The sequence below is a fragment of the Stenotrophomonas sp. YJH_SMC_79 genome (assembly GCF_059367995.1).
This window is the reverse complement of sequence record NZ_JCAFRK010000001.1, coordinates 436,318-453,305: the sequence shown is the minus strand read 5'-3', so window position 1 is coordinate 453,305 and position 16,988 is coordinate 436,318. Positions and strand designations below refer to the sequence as shown.

General features: G+C 66.1%; 19 protein-coding genes. 5 read left to right on the top strand and 14 right to left on the bottom strand.

Annotated features, from left to right (window positions below):
- Nucleotides 1-336 precede the first annotated feature (336 nt).
- Nucleotides 337-684, bottom strand: coding sequence for a DUF596 domain-containing protein (locus AC5P57_RS02240; RefSeq protein ID WP_185959187.1), 348 nt, complete (start codon nucleotides 682-684; stop codon nucleotides 337-339).
- A gap of 183 nt (nucleotides 685-867) precedes the next feature.
- Entirely contained in the window at nucleotides 868-1,329 is a 462-nt protein-coding gene (locus tag AC5P57_RS02235) for a Cdi1I family immunity protein (RefSeq protein WP_262236171.1), read from the bottom strand.
- A gap of 737 nt (nucleotides 1,330-2,066) precedes the next feature.
- On the opposite strand from AC5P57_RS02235, the gene AC5P57_RS02230 reads away from it, so the two are divergent.
- The 4 genes from AC5P57_RS02230 to AC5P57_RS02215 all read left to right on the top strand — a co-directional run bounded on the left by AC5P57_RS02230 (nucleotide 2,067) and on the right by AC5P57_RS02215 (nucleotide 7,735).
- The gene (locus AC5P57_RS02230; RefSeq protein ID WP_099552422.1) at nucleotides 2,067-2,459 is read left to right on the top strand and encodes a barstar family protein; all 393 of its coding nucleotides are present in this window, start codon (nucleotides 2,067-2,069) and stop codon (nucleotides 2,457-2,459) included.
- Nucleotides 2,460-2,594: 135 nt separating this feature from the next.
- On the top strand, nucleotides 2,595-5,186 hold the full coding sequence (gene mutS, locus AC5P57_RS02225; RefSeq protein ID WP_099552423.1) for a DNA mismatch repair protein MutS: 2,592 nt from the start codon (nucleotides 2,595-2,597) through the stop codon (nucleotides 5,184-5,186).
- Nucleotides 5,187-5,380: 194 nt separating this feature from the next.
- The gene (locus AC5P57_RS02220) at nucleotides 5,381-7,024 is read left to right on the top strand and encodes a catalase (protein ID WP_099552424.1); all 1,644 of its coding nucleotides are present in this window, start codon (nucleotides 5,381-5,383) and stop codon (nucleotides 7,022-7,024) included.
- Nucleotides 7,025-7,132: 108 nt separating this feature from the next.
- Nucleotides 7,133-7,735 carry a DUF937 domain-containing protein gene (locus tag AC5P57_RS02215; RefSeq protein ID WP_049429956.1) on the top strand — a complete coding sequence of 201 codons (603 nt, stop codon included), beginning with the start codon at nucleotides 7,133-7,135 and terminating at the stop codon, nucleotides 7,733-7,735.
- A gap of 108 nt (nucleotides 7,736-7,843) precedes the next feature.
- On the opposite strand, the gene AC5P57_RS02210 is transcribed toward AC5P57_RS02215, so the two are convergent.
- From AC5P57_RS02210 to AC5P57_RS02200, 3 genes are all read right to left on the bottom strand, one after another.
- Complete coding sequence (locus AC5P57_RS02210) at nucleotides 7,844-9,034, bottom strand: glycoside hydrolase family 5 protein (RefSeq protein WP_262236170.1); 1,191 nt, start codon at nucleotides 9,032-9,034, stop codon at nucleotides 7,844-7,846.
- A 141-nt stretch (nucleotides 9,035-9,175) separates the two neighbouring features.
- Nucleotides 9,176-9,583 (bottom strand): RNA-binding S4 domain-containing protein, encoded by a 408-nt coding sequence (locus tag AC5P57_RS02205; protein WP_099552426.1) that lies wholly within the window; start codon nucleotides 9,581-9,583, stop codon nucleotides 9,176-9,178.
- 9 nt (nucleotides 9,584-9,592) lie between these two features.
- On the bottom strand, nucleotides 9,593-9,832 hold the full coding sequence (locus AC5P57_RS02200) for a hypothetical protein (RefSeq protein WP_099552427.1): 240 nt from the start codon (nucleotides 9,830-9,832) through the stop codon (nucleotides 9,593-9,595).
- Between the two features lie 62 nt (nucleotides 9,833-9,894).
- Here AC5P57_RS02200 and AC5P57_RS02195 point away from each other — a divergent pair, with 62 nt between their 5' ends.
- Nucleotides 9,895-11,355 carry an MATE family efflux transporter gene (locus AC5P57_RS02195; protein WP_262236169.1) on the top strand — a complete coding sequence of 487 codons (1,461 nt, stop codon included), beginning with the start codon at nucleotides 9,895-9,897 and terminating at the stop codon, nucleotides 11,353-11,355.
- Nucleotides 11,356-11,424: 69 nt separating this feature from the next.
- On the opposite strand, the gene AC5P57_RS02190 is transcribed toward AC5P57_RS02195, so the two are convergent.
- From AC5P57_RS02190 to AC5P57_RS02150, 9 genes are all read right to left on the bottom strand, one after another.
- Nucleotides 11,425-11,832, bottom strand: coding sequence for a DUF1801 domain-containing protein (locus tag AC5P57_RS02190; protein WP_262236168.1), 408 nt, complete (start codon nucleotides 11,830-11,832; stop codon nucleotides 11,425-11,427).
- 38 nt (nucleotides 11,833-11,870) lie between these two features.
- Complete coding sequence (locus AC5P57_RS02185) at nucleotides 11,871-12,305, bottom strand: DUF1801 domain-containing protein (RefSeq protein WP_262236167.1); 435 nt, start codon at nucleotides 12,303-12,305, stop codon at nucleotides 11,871-11,873.
- Nucleotides 12,306-12,384: 79 nt separating this feature from the next.
- On the bottom strand, nucleotides 12,385-12,765 hold the full coding sequence (locus AC5P57_RS02180) for a DUF6404 family protein (RefSeq protein ID WP_262236166.1): 381 nt from the start codon (nucleotides 12,763-12,765) through the stop codon (nucleotides 12,385-12,387).
- Nucleotides 12,766-12,847: 82 nt separating this feature from the next.
- On the bottom strand, nucleotides 12,848-13,249 hold the full coding sequence (gene rplS / locus AC5P57_RS02175; RefSeq protein ID WP_005408597.1) for a 50S ribosomal protein L19: 402 nt from the start codon (nucleotides 13,247-13,249) through the stop codon (nucleotides 12,848-12,850).
- A gap of 154 nt (nucleotides 13,250-13,403) precedes the next feature.
- Nucleotides 13,404-14,162: a tRNA (guanosine(37)-N1)-methyltransferase TrmD gene (gene trmD / locus AC5P57_RS02170; RefSeq protein ID WP_099552432.1), complete on the bottom strand. Its 759-nt coding sequence runs from the start codon at nucleotides 14,160-14,162 to the stop codon at nucleotides 13,404-13,406.
- Nucleotides 14,163-14,170: 8 nt separating this feature from the next.
- Nucleotides 14,171-14,683 (bottom strand): ribosome maturation factor RimM, encoded by a 513-nt coding sequence (gene rimM, locus AC5P57_RS02165; protein WP_414554971.1) that lies wholly within the window; start codon nucleotides 14,681-14,683, stop codon nucleotides 14,171-14,173.
- Between the two features lie 44 nt (nucleotides 14,684-14,727).
- A complete protein-coding gene (gene rpsP, locus AC5P57_RS02160; RefSeq protein WP_005408594.1) occupies nucleotides 14,728-14,988 on the bottom strand; it encodes a 30S ribosomal protein S16 in 261 nt (86 codons plus the stop codon).
- Between the two features lie 99 nt (nucleotides 14,989-15,087).
- The gene (locus tag AC5P57_RS02155) at nucleotides 15,088-15,900 is read right to left on the bottom strand and encodes an aminotransferase class IV family protein (RefSeq protein ID WP_142807526.1); all 813 of its coding nucleotides are present in this window, start codon (nucleotides 15,898-15,900) and stop codon (nucleotides 15,088-15,090) included.
- On the bottom strand, nucleotides 15,897-16,973 hold the full coding sequence (locus tag AC5P57_RS02150) for an NAD(P)H-dependent flavin oxidoreductase (RefSeq protein ID WP_262236165.1): 1,077 nt from the start codon (nucleotides 16,971-16,973) through the stop codon (nucleotides 15,897-15,899). The genes AC5P57_RS02155 and AC5P57_RS02150 overlap by 4 nt, the downstream gene beginning before the upstream one ends.
- Nucleotides 16,974-16,988 lie beyond the last annotated feature (15 nt).

Below are 16,988 nucleotides of genomic sequence, written 5' to 3'. Positions count from 1 at the left end.
AAACTTTATGGGTCGATATTATTATATCGATCCAAAACTCTGGAACTGTGCAGACAGGTGTGAAACGCACCCGGAACGGCAAGCGCTATATCTTTCAGGAATATCGGAATGACGAGGGACTGGTGATTATCGTCACGCGCAGCTCACGAAACCGGCTGTGGGAACCGCATTTCGATGAATCAATGCAACAGAATGCATGTACCGTCCGAACATCGCACACATACCCGCATGAGACCCGCCTCTGCAGTGGCCGGGTGAGCAACGTGCCCCCCTGAAGTTTCCATTGGATGCCACAGACATCCTCAGGAGCACACTGCCGCAGCGGCATCAGGCATTTCAGCTCCAGACGTCGCCTTCAGGTGACATCCAGACCAATCCAAACGGCGCATCCGAAAGGAACCAGAACCCGTGCTCATCGAGATCCGCCTGATCTCTGGCGGCCGGCCATGCGCGGCGAAGCGCACCCAACTGCCCATCAACATCCCCATCGGCGAAGACGCCTTGCGAAGCCAGCTTCAGCTTACCTTCCATCATCAGCAACTTCAGCATCGAAAAGAACGCTTCCGTCTGCTGCTCGAAGGTGACGTCACGCCCCTCCAACTCAACGTTCATGTTGATCCACAGTGACCCCATGGAATAGCCATAGGAGTAATGAAGAACATTCCTGACAACCTCAGGCATCATTGCAGCGCGCTCCTCCGCAACGCCATCTCCATCAACAATGGAACGCCAGGAACAGCTCTCCCATGCGGAGGACGACATGTTCGCCCGCGAACTGGGCGAATCTCCCTCTGCTCATCGTGAATGGTCGCAAGCCTTTCAGAGAGCCAAGCCACTCCCTCGCAGGACAGCGATCCCCGGCCTGAATCAGGCACCGGTGCCCCCCAAGGGACCGCACTCATCGTCAGTGAAGAATCTGGTCTCCAGATCCTGAGCGGGCTCCATGCCACCGTATACGGTTCGCGATCCACTCAGCGTCTTCAATTCCAGAAAATGCCGTTGGAGTTCCGACATCGCGACACCGATATCCGCCCACTCCATATCGAATGACAGTTCGATGCTCACCATTCCTTCAAACCTGATGACACGAATCAACAGCATGGGAATATGAACAGCCGAGCCCAATCGGAAGCCCTTTACTTGTTGGGCCATGCATGAGCCATACGGAAACTCATGGAAACGTCCTGCAGAGTGCTCGCCAGCCGCGATGGGTTCACCTTCCCACCCGGTCGACGAAACGGACTCAGCCATGCGGGCCATCTCCTCCAGCAGCGTGGACACATGAACCGATGGGACCGCCTCCATGACAATCTCAAACGCGTCACTCATCAATAGGCTCCTTGGGATGCCGCTTGCGGCCGATCGGGCGCAACCGCCCTGCGCTGGATAGCGAAGACATCCACCTTCAGACGGATAGTTCCTTCGCCAGCACTTCGCGGCTGGCGGCCATCTTCGCCCACTCACTCACGTGCATCAAAGCATCACCGGCGCTCATCCACGGAAATTGACTCCCAAAATGGAGCAATCGAATTCTCCTCAAGATACGTCTCAAGATCCCTGAACGGAGAAACGCCGATATCCATCAAAGAAAACCAGAAGGCATCACATTCGTCGCAGACAAATATCTGAACACCACTCTCCTTGACGTGAGCCTCAAGCATCTCACCTTGCTCACAACGTGGACAGATCACCAACACCTCACCGTACAGTGACACCCGAATTTTATTTTGCTGGCACCAGGTTCAACAATAGTTCTCGCGTTGTTCCCGCCAGCAAGGCTGATCACTCGCCCCGTTGGGCCGATGTGTGCTCCCGAATCTCCAGGCATCGCCGTTCCCTTCATTCTCCCGGTCTCGGCAACGAGAGAAATCAACCAGGCTCCATCCGCAACGAAAAAAACGGCATGCGTCGACGTTGCGGGGTTTGGAAGCGCATGTGTCATTGCATGCTTGACACGCTTTCCAGTCGTAGAACCGATTCCATGATCAAGGCCGCCCGGACTATTCCGGGTCCTGGTTCCTGTGTTGAAGGCCAGCGGAGGGCCGCAGGCAACGCTACAGTGGCGCATGAAACTCGTCCTGCAGATCGAAGGCAGCGCCATCAATGACATCGCCAGCCTGTACGCGGAGATCAACCGCGTGTTCATGGCCGGCGAGGACTGGCAGCTCGGACCGAGCCTGGATGCTCTGGACGATCTGTTGCATGGCGGCTATGGCGCGTTGGCCGGCCAGGCGCAGGCCACGCTGATCTGGCGCGATATCGCCCACAGCCGCACGGCCCTGGGCGTGGAGACCACCCGCCAATGGCTGCAGGCCAAGCTCGACACACCGGGCAGCTTCAATACGCAGGCCATTGCCCGCCAGCTGGACACGCTGCAACGGGGCGAAGGCCCGACCTACTTCGAGATCGTGATGGAGATCTTCGCCAGCCACCGGCAGATCACCCTGGTTCCGGCCTGACTGCGTGCCCTGCACGGGGAGTGCCCGCCAACCGCAGCGGCGTCCACCGGCCCCAGCAGTTACCATGGACGGCCCTGTACCTGCTCCGCTGCCGCCGCCCTCCGGCGCGGCCGGACGCCCAGATCCACGAGTCCCATGTCCAAAGACAAGTCCGCCGAACACACCCCGCTGATGAAGCAGTTCTTCGCAGCCAAGTCCGACTACCCGGACCTGCTGCTGTTCTTCCGCATGGGCGACTTCTACGAGCTGTTCTACGACGACGCGCGCAAGGCCGCGCGCCTGCTCGACATCACCCTGACCCAGCGTGGCAGCTCCGGCGGCGCGCCGATTCCGATGGCCGGCGTGCCGGTACATGCCTATGAAGGCTACCTGGCCCGGCTGGTGGCGCTGGGCGAGTCGGTGGCGATCTGCGAGCAGATCGGCGACCCGGCGCTGGCCAAGGGCCTGGTCGAGCGCAAGGTGGTGCGCATCGTCACCCCCGGCACGGTCACCGACGAGGCGCTGCTGGACGAGCGCCGCGACACCCTGCTGATGGCGCTGTCGCGCACGAAGCAGGGCTACGGCCTGGCCTGGGCCGACCTGGCCGGTGGCCGCTTCCTGGTAAATGAAGTGGAAACCGACGACGCGCTGGAAGCCGAGCTGGCCCGACTGGAGCCGGCCGAGCTGCTGGTGCCCGACGAAGAAAACTGGCCGGAATTCCTGCGCCAGCGCACCGGCGTGCGCCGTCGTGCGCCGTGGCTGTTCGACGCCGACAGTGGCCGCCGCCAGCTGTTGAACTTCTTCAAGCTGCATGACCTGAGCGGCTTCGGCATCGATGACAAGCCGCGCGCGACCGCTGCCGCGGGCGCCCTGCTCGGCTATGTCGAGGAAACCCAGAAGCAGCGCCTGCCGCACCTGACTTCGATCGCGATGGAAACCGCCGGCGAGGCGATCGCGATGAACGCCGCCACCCGCCGCCACCTGGAACTGGATACGCGCGTCGACGGCGATACCCGCAATACCCTGCTGGGCGTGCTCGACAGCACGGTGACGCCGATGGGCGGCCGCCTGCTGCGGCGCTGGCTGCACCGCCCGCTGCGCCTGCGCGAGGTGCTGGTGCAGCGCCACCATGCGGTGGAAACCCTGATCGATCGCGGCAGCGACGCCGACATCCGCGAACAGTTCCGTCGCCTCGGCGACCTGGAACGCATCCTCACCCGCGTCGCACTGCGTTCGGCGCGCCCGCGCGATTTCTCCACCCTGCGCGATGGCCTGGGCCTGCTGCCGGCGGTGCGCGAGGTGCTGGCGCCGCTGGATTCGCCGCGCCTGCAGGCCCTGCATGCCGCGCTGGGCGAACACGATGAGTGCGCGCAGCTGCTGGCCAGCGCCATCGCTGAGATGCCGCCGCTGAAGCTGAGCGATGGCGGTGTGCTGGCCGACGGCTTCGATGAAGAGCTGGATGAACTGCGACGCCTGTCCACCCATGCCGACCAGTTCCTGGTCGACCTGGAACAGCGCGAACGCGAAAGCAGCGGCATTGCCACCCTGAAGGTGGGCTACAACCGCGTGCATGGTTATTACATCGAAATCAGCAAGGGCCAGTCCGACCGTGCGCCGGTGCACTACACCCGCCGCCAGACGCTGACCAATGCCGAGCGCTACATCACCGAGGAACTGAAGGCGTTCGAAGACAAGGTGCTGTCCGCGCGCGACCGTTCGCTGTCGCGCGAGAAGTACCTGTACGAACAGCTGCTGGATACCCTTGGCGGGCAGCTGGAACCGCTGAAGCAGTGCGCCGCTGCACTGAGCGAACTGGACGTGCTGGCCGCCTTCGCCGAACGCGCGCAGGCGCTGGACTGGGCGCGTCCGGAGCTGCAGGCCGAGCCGTGCCTGAAGATCGAGCGCGGTCGCCATCCGGTGGTCGAGGCGGTACGCGAGCAGCCGTTCGAACCCAATGATCTGGACCTGCATCCGGACCGTCGCATGCTGGTCATCACCGGCCCGAACATGGGCGGTAAATCGACCTACATGCGGCAGAACGCACTGATCGTGCTGCTGGCCCACATCGGCAGCTTCGTGCCGGCCAGCCGTGCGCTGATCGGCCCGATCGACCGCATCCTGACCCGCATCGGCGCCGGCGACGACCTCGCCCGCGGGCAGTCGACCTTCATGGTCGAAATGGCCGAGACCAGCTACATCCTGCATCACGCCACCGCGCATTCGCTGGTGCTGATGGACGAGATCGGTCGTGGCACCTCCACCTACGATGGCCTGGCGCTGGCCGACGCGGTGGCCCGTCACCTGGCCTACCAGAACCGCTGCTATACGCTGTTCGCCACCCACTACTTCGAGCTGACCGCGCTGGCCGACGAGCAGCACGAGGGCGGCCGCAGCGGCATCGCCAACGTGCACCTGGATGCCGTCGAGCACGGTGAGGCGCTGGTGTTCATGCACGCGGTGAAGGACGGCCCGGCCAACCGCAGCTTCGGCCTGCAGGTGGCCGCGCTGGCCGGCCTGCCGCGTGCCACCGTGGCGCAGGCCCGCCGCCGCCTGGCCGAGCTGGAGCAGCGCGGTGGTGAAAGCCATGCCGCCGAACTGGCGCCACAGGCACTGGATGCGCCGCAGCAGTTCGGCCTGTTCAGCGCACCGGCCAGCAAGGCGCAGGAAGCGCTGGCGACGATCGATCCGGACGAGTTGACCCCGAAGCAGGCACTGGAAGCCCTGTACCGGTTGAAAGCGCTGCTGTAACCGCAGCAAACGGCAAGGGCCTCCCGCTACCGTGCGGGAGGCCAGTCGAAAGATTCCGCAAATCCGATTCTGCATTTCAATTGACAGAATCTATCAACCTGAACGAATCATTCGATTATTCATTTCATCTGGCCATAGCTAAAGTCGAGTGAAGATGTTTCTCCCACGTCTTCACCGCCACCAGGAGCCAGCCGATGAGCCAGTCCGACAACAACAACGCCAAGTGCCCGTATCACACCGCCCCGTCGCCGGAGCAGGGCGCCGAGCAGCAGCGCGAGCTGAGCACCACGCCCAAGCAGAAGCACGGCGATGACCCGGTCACGCCGATGACCACGGCCTTCGGCGCACCGGTGGTGGACAACCAGAACAGCAAGACCGCCGGCCCGCGCGGCCCGCTGCTGATGGAAGACGTGTGGCTGCTGGAGAAGCTGGCCAACCTCAACCGCGAGATCATTCCCGAGCGCCGCATGCACGCCAAGGGCTCGGGCGCGTTCGGTACCTTCACCGTCACCCACGACATCAGCAAGTACACCCGCGCCAAGCTGTTCGAGAAGGTCGGCAAGCAGACCGAGATGTTCGCCCGCTTCACCACCGTGGCCGGCGAGCGTGGCGCCGCCGACGCCGAACGCGACATCCGCGGCTTCGCACTGAAGTTCTACACCGAAGAAGGCAACTGGGACCTGGTCGGCAACAACACGCCGGTGTTCTTCCTGCGCGACCCGCGCAAGTTCGCCGACCTCAACAAGGCGGTCAAGCGCGACCCGCACACCAACCTGCGCAGCGCGCGCAACAACTGGGACTTCTGGACGCTGCTGCCCGAAGCGCTGCTGCAGGTGACCGTGGTGATGAGCGACCGCGGCATTCCGCGCAGCTTCCGCCACATGCACGGTTTCGGCTCGCATACCTACAGCTTCACCAACGCCGACAGCGAGCGCTTCTGGGTGAAGTTCCACTTCGTCAGCCAGCAGGGCATCGAATCGCTGACCGACGCGCAGGCGCAGATCCTGGTCGGCCATGACCGCGAAAGCCACGGCCGCGACCTGTTCGCTGCGATCGAGAAGGGCGACTTCCCGAAGTGGAAGCTGTTCATCCAGGTCATGCCGGAACTGGATGCGGAAACCTACCGCGTGCACCCGTTCGACCTGACCAAAGTGTGGCCGAAGAGCGACTATCCGCTGATCGAAGTGGGCCAGTTCGAACTGAACCGCAACCCGGTCAACTGGTACCAGGACGTAGAGCAATCGGCATTCGCACCGAGCAACCTGGTGCCGGGCATCGGTCCGTCGCCGGACAAGATGCTGCAGGCGCGCCTGTTCGCCTACTCCGATGCGCAGCGTTACCGCCTGGGCGTGAACCACCACCAGATTCCGGTGAACGCCGCGCGCTGCCCGGTGCACAGCAACCACCGCGACGGTGCGATGCGCGTGGACGGCAACTACGGTGGCCTGCCGCACTACGAGCCGAACAGCTACGGCCAGTGGCAGGAGCAGCCGGAGTATCGCGAGCCGCCAATGAAGATCCGCGGTGACGCCGACTTCTGGAACTTCCGTGAGGACGACGCCGACTACTTCAGCCAGCCCGGTGCGCTGTTCCGCAGCTACAACCAGGCGCAGAAGGACCGCTTGTTCGCCAACACCGCCCGTGCCCTGGGCGATGCGCCGGACTTCATCAAGCAGCGCCACATCGACAACTGCAGCAAGGCCGACCCGGCCTATGGCGCCGGCATTGCCGCGGCCCTGAAGGCGCTGGCCAGCCAGCCGTCGGATCCGTTCAAGCCGGCCCAGCCGGAAAGCGACTTCCCGGCCGCTACCCCGGGTGCGGAAGACATCGAGCTCTGATCGCCCCTCCGCGCGTACGGCACGCCGCCTCCCTGTGGGGCGGCGTCGCCGTTTTAACGGTCCGCGTCGTATCGTCTGCACGCCCAAACCCAATCAAGGATCTCCCTGATGAGCCTGACCGATGAACTTCTCTCCAAACTGCAGGGCGCCCCGCTGCAGCAGGTGTCGCAGCAGCTCGGCATCAGCGACACCCAGGCCTCCGGTGCGATCAGCGCCGCGCTGCCGGTGCTGATGGGCGCGCTGGGCAACAACGCCTCGCAGCCGCAGGGCGCGCAGGCGCTGCTCGGCGCATTGCAGAACAACCACAGTGGCCTGGACCTGGGCAGCGTGCTCGGTTCGGTGCTGGGCGGCGGTGGCGGTGGTGCCGCCAGCGACGGCGCCGGCATCCTCGGCCACATCTTCGGCGGTAGCCAGCAGAAGGTGGAAACCGGCCTGGCCCAGGCCACCCAGCTCGACAGCGGCCGCACCAGCCAGCTGCTGCAGATCCTCGCCCCGATCGTGATGGCCTTCCTTGCCCAGCGCCTCGGTGGCGGCCAGGCCGATGCCGGCTCGCTCAGCCAGGCGCTCGGCCAGGAAAAGCAGCAGGTGCAGCAACAGGGCGGTCTTGCCGGTGGCCTGCTCGGCAGCCTGCTGGACCAGGACGGCGATGGCCAGCTGGGTGTGGGCGACCTGCTGAAGCTGGGCGGCAACCTGCTGGGTGGCAAGCGCTGACGGAAGGTGTCGCCGGGCATGGCCCGGCGCTACCGGGCGTCGCGTTCATCGATATCCGCCGGGCGAGACCGGCATCTCCGTGGGTAGCGCCGGGCCATGCCCGGCGTCCTACCGGTTGCCCGCCTTCAGCCGCTCCAGAACCGGCGCGAACAACGGCGCCTGCATCGAACGCGGCGGCGCCACGGTCTTCCCCTTCTCCTGCGCCTGCCAGTACGACCACGGCAGCGGCCCGTCGCCCAGCTCGTAGTCCATGCCATCCCACCCATCCTCGCGGAAGGCGTAGAAGGCCCAATGCACCTTCTCCTGCTCCAGCACCTGCAGCACATCCTGCAGGTAGCGCTGGCAGTCGGGCCAGCGCCGCATGCAGCCGAACTCGCCAACCACCATGCGGTTGGCCCCCACGCCATGCGTCTTCGCCCAGTCCATCGGCTGCTGCAGGTAACTGCGGACACGCGTGGCATCCCAGCGTTCGCTGTGCTCGCCAAACGGCACCACGCCCGGGTAGCGGTACGGCGCGGTGCGCTTCTGGTTCGGCGCGCTGGTTGCGGCATACGGCTCATACATGTGCACGCTGTACAGCAGTTTCGGGTCCGCCAGCGGCGCCGGCCAGTAGTTGAAGCCATCGGCAGCGGCGTACCAGCCGGCATCCAGCATCAACGGCATGTCCGCATCGACCGCGCGGATGCTGGCGATCAGTTCCGAGTAGAAGCGGCGCAGATCGCGCGGCCCGTCCTGCACACCGGTGTACCACTGGCGCATGGCCTCTGCCGAAGCATGCTCGGCCATGCCAGCACCGTATTCGGGAACCGGTTCGTTGATCAGGTTGTAGGCGGCCAGTGCGGGATGGCCCTTCAATGCCGTGGCGAGGTCGCTCCAGAAGCGCCGGGCCGGCGCGTGGTTGTCGAAGGACTGCCACAGGCGCGGGTCGACCTTGTCGCCGTTGTGCTGCTTCCAGCGCAGCAGTGGCAGCGACAGCGGGGTCAGCACCACTTTCAGCCCAGCCGCGTCGGCATCATCCAGCACCCGGCGCAGCGTGGCCAGATCGGCCGGAACCAAGCCGCGGTAGTCATCGGCATTGCCGATCAGGAAGTCACGACCGCCCTGCCCCTTCCACTTGTCTGGTACCAGGCGCACCCAGGTCGCGCCGGTCGCGCGCAGGGCGTCGAAGTAGGCCCGGTCCGGCGGCGACATGTTCATGCTGTTACCGCCGCGTTGCGGAGCATCCCAGAAGGTGATGTCAGCGGCGTACACCGGGGCGGCGGCGAGGGTCAGGCACAGCAGGCTGTGGCGCAGGCGCATTGCGATCTTCCATGACAGGATGTTCCGACCCTGCAGGAGGTCAACCCAACAGCGGCTGACCGGAACCTTGCACGCCGGGCATGGCCCGGCGTTGCCGACGGTGTTCCGTACGCACGGCATCCGCCATGCATTGCGGATGCGTCACAACGCGTCGATGTCTCCCAGCGCACGGATCAGCCGCCGCGCTCGCTTGTCCGGCTTGTGCTCCGGCGGCTGGAAGCCGTCGCGCGCCGCGATGCGCAGCGCACGCTGTTCCGCGCGACGCGCCTTCGAGGCCTCGCTCTCGGCATACAGCTGCTGCGCCGCCGGTGCCGGCCCGCGCTGATCGCTCAGGCCCAGCACCTGGATCTCGAAATGCTCCTCGCCACGATCCACCTGCAGCTGCTCGCCCACGCGCACCGCGCGCGAGGATTTCGGACGCTGGCCGGCGACGCTGACCTTGCCGGTTTCGATGGCCTGCTTGGCCAGGCTGCGCGTCTTGAAGAAACGGGCCGCCCACAGCCAGATGTCCAGGCGGACACTGGGCGACAGCGGGGGAAGTTCATGCATCGATCTGGACTACTCCGGTGGCTTGTTCAGGGGACGCGGATGATCGGGGTCGGTCCGGCAGCCGGTGCCGCCGATCAGGGTCGGCACACCCGCGGACAGATCCTGCCGCTGGCTGCCGACCAGGCACTCGGCGCGGTCGGTCGGCCGCACCTGGGTATCGCCCAGCCGGTCACCTGTCGAACATGCGGCCAGTGCGGCGCCGATCAAGGCCAGCGCCAGGGCCCGCGTCACCCGCAGTCGTTGATGCATTGCCACATCCCGCAAACCGGCTTGGTGCTAGTGTGCGCCTCCCGGGATTCGATCACCACTCCATGGCCAAAGCGCCGCTTGACCTGACCTCCGGCCCGATCGGGCGCAATCTTCTGCTGTTTTCACTGCCGATCCTGGCAGGCAACATCGCGCAGTCGCTGAACGGTTCGGTGAATGCGGTCTGGGTCGGGCGCTTCCTCGGCGAGGCGGCACTGACCGCCACCGCGAACGCCAACAACATCATGTTCTTCCTGATCGGCTCGGTGTTCGGCTTCGGCATGGCCTCGACCATCCTGATCGGCCAGGCCATCGGCGCGCGCGACATCGCGCAGGCGCGGCGCGTGGTCGGCACCAGCGCCACCTTCTTCATCGGCCTGTCGGTGATCATCGCCATCGCCGGCTGGTTCATGGCCCATCCGCTGCTGGCAGCGATGGGCACGCCGGCCGCTTCGCTGCCGCTGGCCGAGGCCTACCTGCAGATCATCTTCCTGGCGATGCCAACGCTGTATGCGTTCGCCTTCCTCACCGCCGCGCTGCGCGGTGCGGGCGACTCGCGCACGCCGTTCCGCTTCCTGATGGTCTCGGTGGCGCTGGACATCGTGCTGAACCCGGTACTGATCTTCGGCATGGGCCCGTTCCCTGCGCTCGGCATTGCCGGCTCGGCCTGGGCCACGCTGGTCGCGCAGACGCTGTCGCTGGCCGGCCTACTGCTGTACATGCGGCACAAGCGCCACACCTTGTGGCTGGGCCGTGCCGACATGCGGCTGTTCAAGCTCGACCTGGCCATCCTCAAAGCCCTGGTGATCAAGGGCGTGCCGATGGGCCTGCAGATGGTGCTGATCTCGCTGTCGGTGATCCTGCTGATGACCATGGTCAACCAGTACGGCACCGACACCGGCGCGGGTTATGGCGCATCGCTGCAGCTGTGGAACTACCTGCAGATGCCGGCGATGGCGATCGGCGCGGCGTGCTCGTCGATGGCGGCGCAGAACGTCGGTGCTCAGCGCTGGGACCGGGTGCGCGGCACCGCGCGCCAGGGCGTGCTGTTCAATTTCCTGCTGACCGGCGCGCTGATCCTGCCGCTGGTGGTGTTCGACCGCCAGCTGCTGGCCCTGTTCCTGCCACCGGCCAGCCAGGCGCTGGACATCGCCCGCCACCTCAACCACGTGGTGATCGGCTCGTTCCTGTTCTTCGGTGTCAGCTTCGTCATCTCCGGCGTGGTGCGCTCCACCGGCGCGGTGATTCCGCCGCTGCTGATCCTGGCCGGTTCGCTGTGGGGCGTGCGCGTGCCGTTCGCCGAACTGCTGCAGCCGTACTGGGGCGCCGATGCGATCTGGTGGAGTTTCCCGGTCAGCTCGTTCGTGTCGATGCTGCTGTCGCTGGCGTATTACCGCTGGGGCGGCTGGCGCAAGGCGAAGATGATGGGCAAGCCCTCGCACGCCGAGGAACTGGCCACCCCGTCGGAGATCCCGGCCTGCCCGCCGTCGCCGGTGGCCGACCCGGATGCCGCACCACCACGGTAGTGCCGGCCGCTGGCCGGCAACTTCACACCTCTCCAGAAGCACCGCGCAACAGCCAGCCAGCGGCCGGCTCTACCGTTTCTTCTTCGCCGCGTTGAACGTGGCCGCTGCGCGCAGCAACGCCTTCAACGCCGCGCCATTGGGCATCGCACCTTCATGGATATCGATCGCGCGCCGCGTGTTGCCCTCCAGGCTGGCGTTGAACAGGCCCTTCGGATCGGCCAGCGCCGCACCGTTGGCGAAGGTGAGCTTCACCGCCTGCTTGTAGGTCTCGCCGGTGCACAGGATACCGTTGTGCTCCCACACCGGCGTGCCACGCCACTTCCAGGTTTCCCGCACGTCAGGCAACGCCTCATGGATCAATGCACGCACGCGCGCCAGCGTTTCGCCGCGCCAGTCGCCCAGTTCGGCGATGCGTGCATCGATCAGTTCAGCCGCCGGGGTTCCGGCATCGTCAGGGTTCGGTGCGTGCGTGGCCATCAGCGGTTCTCGTCGGCAAGGAGATCGTAACGGTGGACTTACATGCGTTCGCCGGGCAACGCGGCGGCCTGGCGCACCCAATCGAGGAACTGTGCCTCATCCTGCACGCCATCCTGCGCAATGTGCAGGTAGCGCGTATCGGCGCTCCGGGACGGCTCGGGTGGCACCGGCGTCAGCGCCGCGCCGCGGAAAAACGCCACCTTGATGTAGCGGGTAAAGCAATGGAAGCTGAGAAACCAGCCTTCGCCCGGCGCTACCGCATACATCGGCGAGTTCCACTTCACCGCCTTGTGCACGCCGGGTACAGCCTGTTCGATCAGCGCATCCAGCTGTTCGCCGATCGGACGTTTCCAGTCCGGCATGGCGGCGATGTACGCCTGCACCGGGGCATCGCCCTCGCCCTTGGCGATCTGTGGGTTGCCGCCGGACAGCAACGTAGGCGCGGCGGAAGGTGCGGTTCGCTTGGCAGGCATCGCACGGTACGACCATCGGGATGACGCTGCAGCCTAGCGCGGCCCGTAGCCGGTGGTCACGGCGCAGTGCGCCATCGGCTCAGTCCGCCTGCCGCGCCCGGAACTGCCGCCAGTCCGGCAGCTTGCGGTGCCGGCGCAGCGAGCGCATCAGCGCCGCCATCACCATGCCGAACAGCGCACCGGCCACCAGGCCGGCAACCAGCAACAGCGCCAGCGGGCGCTCGCTGCCCTGCCACAGCATCAGCCACATCAGCGCGGTCCAGAACAGCCCGAACAACAGGCCCTGCACCAGCGCATTGATGCCGAAGCCCGCCAGGATCGGTGGCGGCAGGGCAATGCCCAGGCGCCACAGCAGGCGGTGCAGCAGCGGCGCCGACTGCACGCGCGCCAGCCCCTTGCCGTCGAGGAAGCGCAACGCCGACTGGATCACGGCCGGATAACGCGGGTTGATGTCGTTCATCACCTGATCGTGGCCGATGCGATGCCGGAAACGCAAACGGCCACCCGAAGGTGGCCGTCGCGGCAACAACCGAAGTTGTTTATCAGGCCTTTTCGGCCAGACGGGCAGCCTTGGCGGCAGCAGCGGCAGCCAGGTCTTCCTTGATGCGGGCAGCCTTGCCTTCCAGGCCACGCAGGTAGTACAGCTTGCCGGCGCGGACCTTACCACGACGCTTCACTTCGACCGAGTCGATGATGGCGCTGTGGGTCTGGAAAACGCGCTCGACGCCGTAGCCGTGCGAAATCTTGCGGACGGTGAACGAGGAGTTCAGGCCGGCGTTCTTGGTGGCGATGACGACGCCTTCGTAGGCCTGCACGCGCTCGCGGCTGCCTTCCTTCACCTTCACGTTGACGACAACGGTGTCGCCCTGGCTGAACTTCGGCAGTTCACGGGTGATCTGGGCGGATTCGAATTCCGCGACGATGGACTTGTTCAGCTTGCTCATGGGTTACACCGATTCTTGTTCGGGTGGGCGTGTCGTGTCGACAACGTAGGCTCATGCAGTCACCGGACTGTGCTGCACGTTTGTTGTGGGTACTGCGCGCGCCGGCCGGGGCTGGCGGTAATTGGCCATGATAGCCGATAAAGCCAGCCCTGCGCTAGGGGTCAGCCTTCTGTTTCGGGGCCTGGCGGGCCTGGTCCAGCAGTTTGCGGTCGGCCTTGCCCAGCGCCTGTTCATCCAGCAGGTCCGGGCGCCGCTGGGCGGTACGGACCAGCGACTGCTGGCGGCGCCAGGCGGCGATGGCCGCATGGTTGCCCGAGCGCAGTACGTCCGGCACGTCACCCAGCGGGTGCTGGGCCGGCTGGCTGTAGTGCGGGCAGTCGAGCAGGCCGAGGTCGCCCTCGAAGCTGTCCTGCGCCGCCGATTCCGCGTCATTCAGGGCACCGTCCTGCAGGCGGGCCACGGCGTCGATGATGACCGCCGCACCCAGCTCGCCACCGGACAGCACGTAGTCGCCGAGGGAGATTTCCTCGTCGACATTGGCCTCCAGGAAACGCTCGTCGATGCCCTCGTAGCGGCCGCAGAGCAGGACCATGCGCGGCAATGCCGCCAGTTCCCGCACCTTGGCCTGGGTCAACGGCGCCCCTTGCGGGCTGAGATGGATCACCCGCGCCGGGGTCGGATCAGCATCCCGGATCGCCTGCAGGCAGGCCTGCAACGGCTCGATCAGCATCACCATGCCCGGGCCACCACCGAACGGACGGTCGTCCACCCGGCGGTAGTTGCCTTCGGCGAAATCACGGGGATTCCAGCCATGCAGGCTGAACAGTCCCTTTTCCTGCGCACGCCCGACCACGCCCAGTCCGGCGGACTGGGCGAGGAACTCGGGAAACAGGGTGATGACGTCGAAACGCATGCTCACACTCAGAACTCGGGATCCCAGTCGACCACGACCAGGTTGGCCTCGAAGTCGACCGATTTGACGAAGTCCGGCTGCAGGAACGGAATCATCCGCTCGCGGTCACCCCGGACCACCACCACGTCGTTGGCGCCAGTGCTGAACAGGTGCGAGACCTGGCCCAGGGCAACGCCCTCGGTGGTCTTCACGTCCAGGCCTTCCAGGTCCACCCAGTAGTACTCGTCGGGCTTCGGCGGCGGCAATGCACTGCGGGCCACGTAGATCTCGGTGCCGTGCATCGCTTCGACGGTATCGCGGTCCTCGACGCCGGGGAAACGGGCGACCAGGTGCTTGCCGCTGTCGCGGCCACGCACACCTTCAATCGTGGTTTCCACGCCGGACGGGCTGCGCACGATCCACGGCTGGTAACGGAAAATGGCGGAACGTGGCTCGGTCCAGGACTCGAGCTTGATCTCGCCGCGCACACCAAAAGCGCCGACAACCCTGCCCAGCAGGATGCGGCGCTCGATATCTTTCATCTGCTTCAACCAAGAGGGCCACGCCGAAGCGTGGCCCGTCAGGATCAGGCCGCAGCGGCCTGGGACTTGGTCGCTTCCTTGATCAGGTTGCGGACCTTGTCGGTCGGCTGGGCGCCGTTCTTGACCCAATGGTCAACGCGGGCCAGGTCCAGCTCGATGCGCTTCTCGCCGCCCTGGGCGACCGGGTTGTAGAAACCAACGCGCTCGATGTTGCGGCCGTCGCGCGCGCTGCGCACGTCGGTGACGATGATGTGGTAGAACGGACGCTTCTTGGCGCCGCCGCGGGTCAGTCGAATCTTGACCATGGTGTTTTTCCTGTTGCCCAGTCGCCAGGATGGCGAGGTAAGCGGGCGATTATAGCGGCAGAGCCCGGCCGAGCCAACCCCGGGGATGAACTCCCGGGGTCAGATCCCTTTTGCGGCGCAAAAGGGATCTGACCCCAATCTGTCCCAAGCCACCGCCGCCAGCACCGCCCTGCCCTGTTCAGCCAGCGCCTTCGACCCCGGCAACACCTGCCCATCGATGGCGTCCAGCGCCCACAGGCCACTGGCATTGCAGGCAAAAGCCGCCTTCACAGCGCCCAGCCCGGCCAGCGGCAAGGGCTGCGTGGCCTGTGCGCCCGGCCAATGCCGCTGCAGCAGCGCTTCGGCGGTCCCGCGCAGCGCCGGCGCCTGTGGCCAGAGCAGCCGTTCACCATCGTGCACGGCCAGGTTCCAGGTGCTGCCCTCGCTGATCTCGCCGCGGGCGGTCACGAACAGGGCGTCGTCAAAGCCGGCCGCCATCGCCGCGCGGCGCTCGGCGAACAGGCCGAACGTACCCACGTGCTTGATCTGCGGCAGCTCGCGCTGCCAGACCACACTGCGCACACGCTTGGGCGCAGCCAGCGCCACCGGCGCGGACACCGCCACCAGCACGTCCACCGGCACAGCCGCCATTGGATTGCGGAAGTCGAAACGGCGCGAATACACGGTCACCCGCAGCGAGGCATCACCCTGCCCCGCCTGCTGCAGCGCCTGCGCCATCCAGGCCTGCACCTGGCCGACATCCAGTTCGCTGCCGAACAGTTCGCGCGTGGCCTGCGACAACCGCGCCAGATGCAGATCCAGCCCCTGCACGGCATGGCCGCGCACCTGCAGCGAGGTGAAGTGGCCGTAGTTGACCAGGGCCGGCAGCAGATCCTCTACCTGTGCCGGCTGGCCGTTGCAGAACACCGTCATCGCAGCAGGGCCTGCGCCTGTTGCCACATGTCGCGCAGCACGTCGGCGGCGGGTGCTGCCGGCGCCATCCAGGCTGATTGGCCGGCCCAGGCCTGCATCGCGGCCAGGCGATTTTCCTGCACGGCCTGCTTGCGCATCGGCGCGGTCAGGCCGCGCTGCACCGGGTACGGGCGTGGCGCCGGGGCACCTTCCGCGGCGGCGGTGCGCACATACGGCGTGGCCAGGCCACGCCCCAGGCGACCACTGAACGCACGGGTCGGCCAGGTGTCTTCGGGTTCGCTGGCGGCCAGCCCATCAGCCCACGCCGAGGCGATCGCCGCTTCGGGCGTGCGCAGGAACGCAGTACCAATCTGCACGGCGCTGGCCCCCAGGGTGAGTGCGGCAGCGATGCCACGGCCATCGGCGATACCGCCAGCGGCAATCACTGGAATCTGCAGGTGATCGGCCAGGCGCGGCAGCAGCGCGAACAGGCCGACCAGCTGGCGCTCGGCCATCGCCGGATCGAATGCACCGCGATGGCCACCGGCCTCCATGCCCTGCGCCACCACGGCGTCGGCGCCGGCATCCTGGGCAGCGCGTGCTTCAGACAACGTGGTCGCGCACGCGATCCAGGCGATGCCGGCATCCTTCAACTGCTGCACGTGGCGCGGCAGAAACACACCCATGATGGTCGAGGCCACTGCCGGGCGTGCGGCCAGCAGCGCGGCGAACTGTTCTTCGAAATCGGCGGGCGTGGCGTCGGCGGCACTGGCCGGCACGTCCGGGCCCCACTGCGCGAGGAAGGCGCGGCTGGCGGCTTCGGCGGCAACGTCACGGGTCGGTGCGGGATCCGGCAGCCACAGGTTCACCTGCGCCGGACCGCTGGAGGCCGTGCGGAAGTCGTCCATCCAGCGACCGATGTCGGCCGCTGACGACAGCACCGCGCCCATCGCGCCCATGCTGCCGGCATTGGCCAGCGCGGCCGATAGCGGCACCGGGCAGGCACCGGCCATCGGTGCCAGCAGGATCGGAAGCTGCAATGAAAAACGCCGACAGAAGGTGTCGGCGCGTTCAAGAATCGGCGATGCGTTCACGCGACATACCTGTTG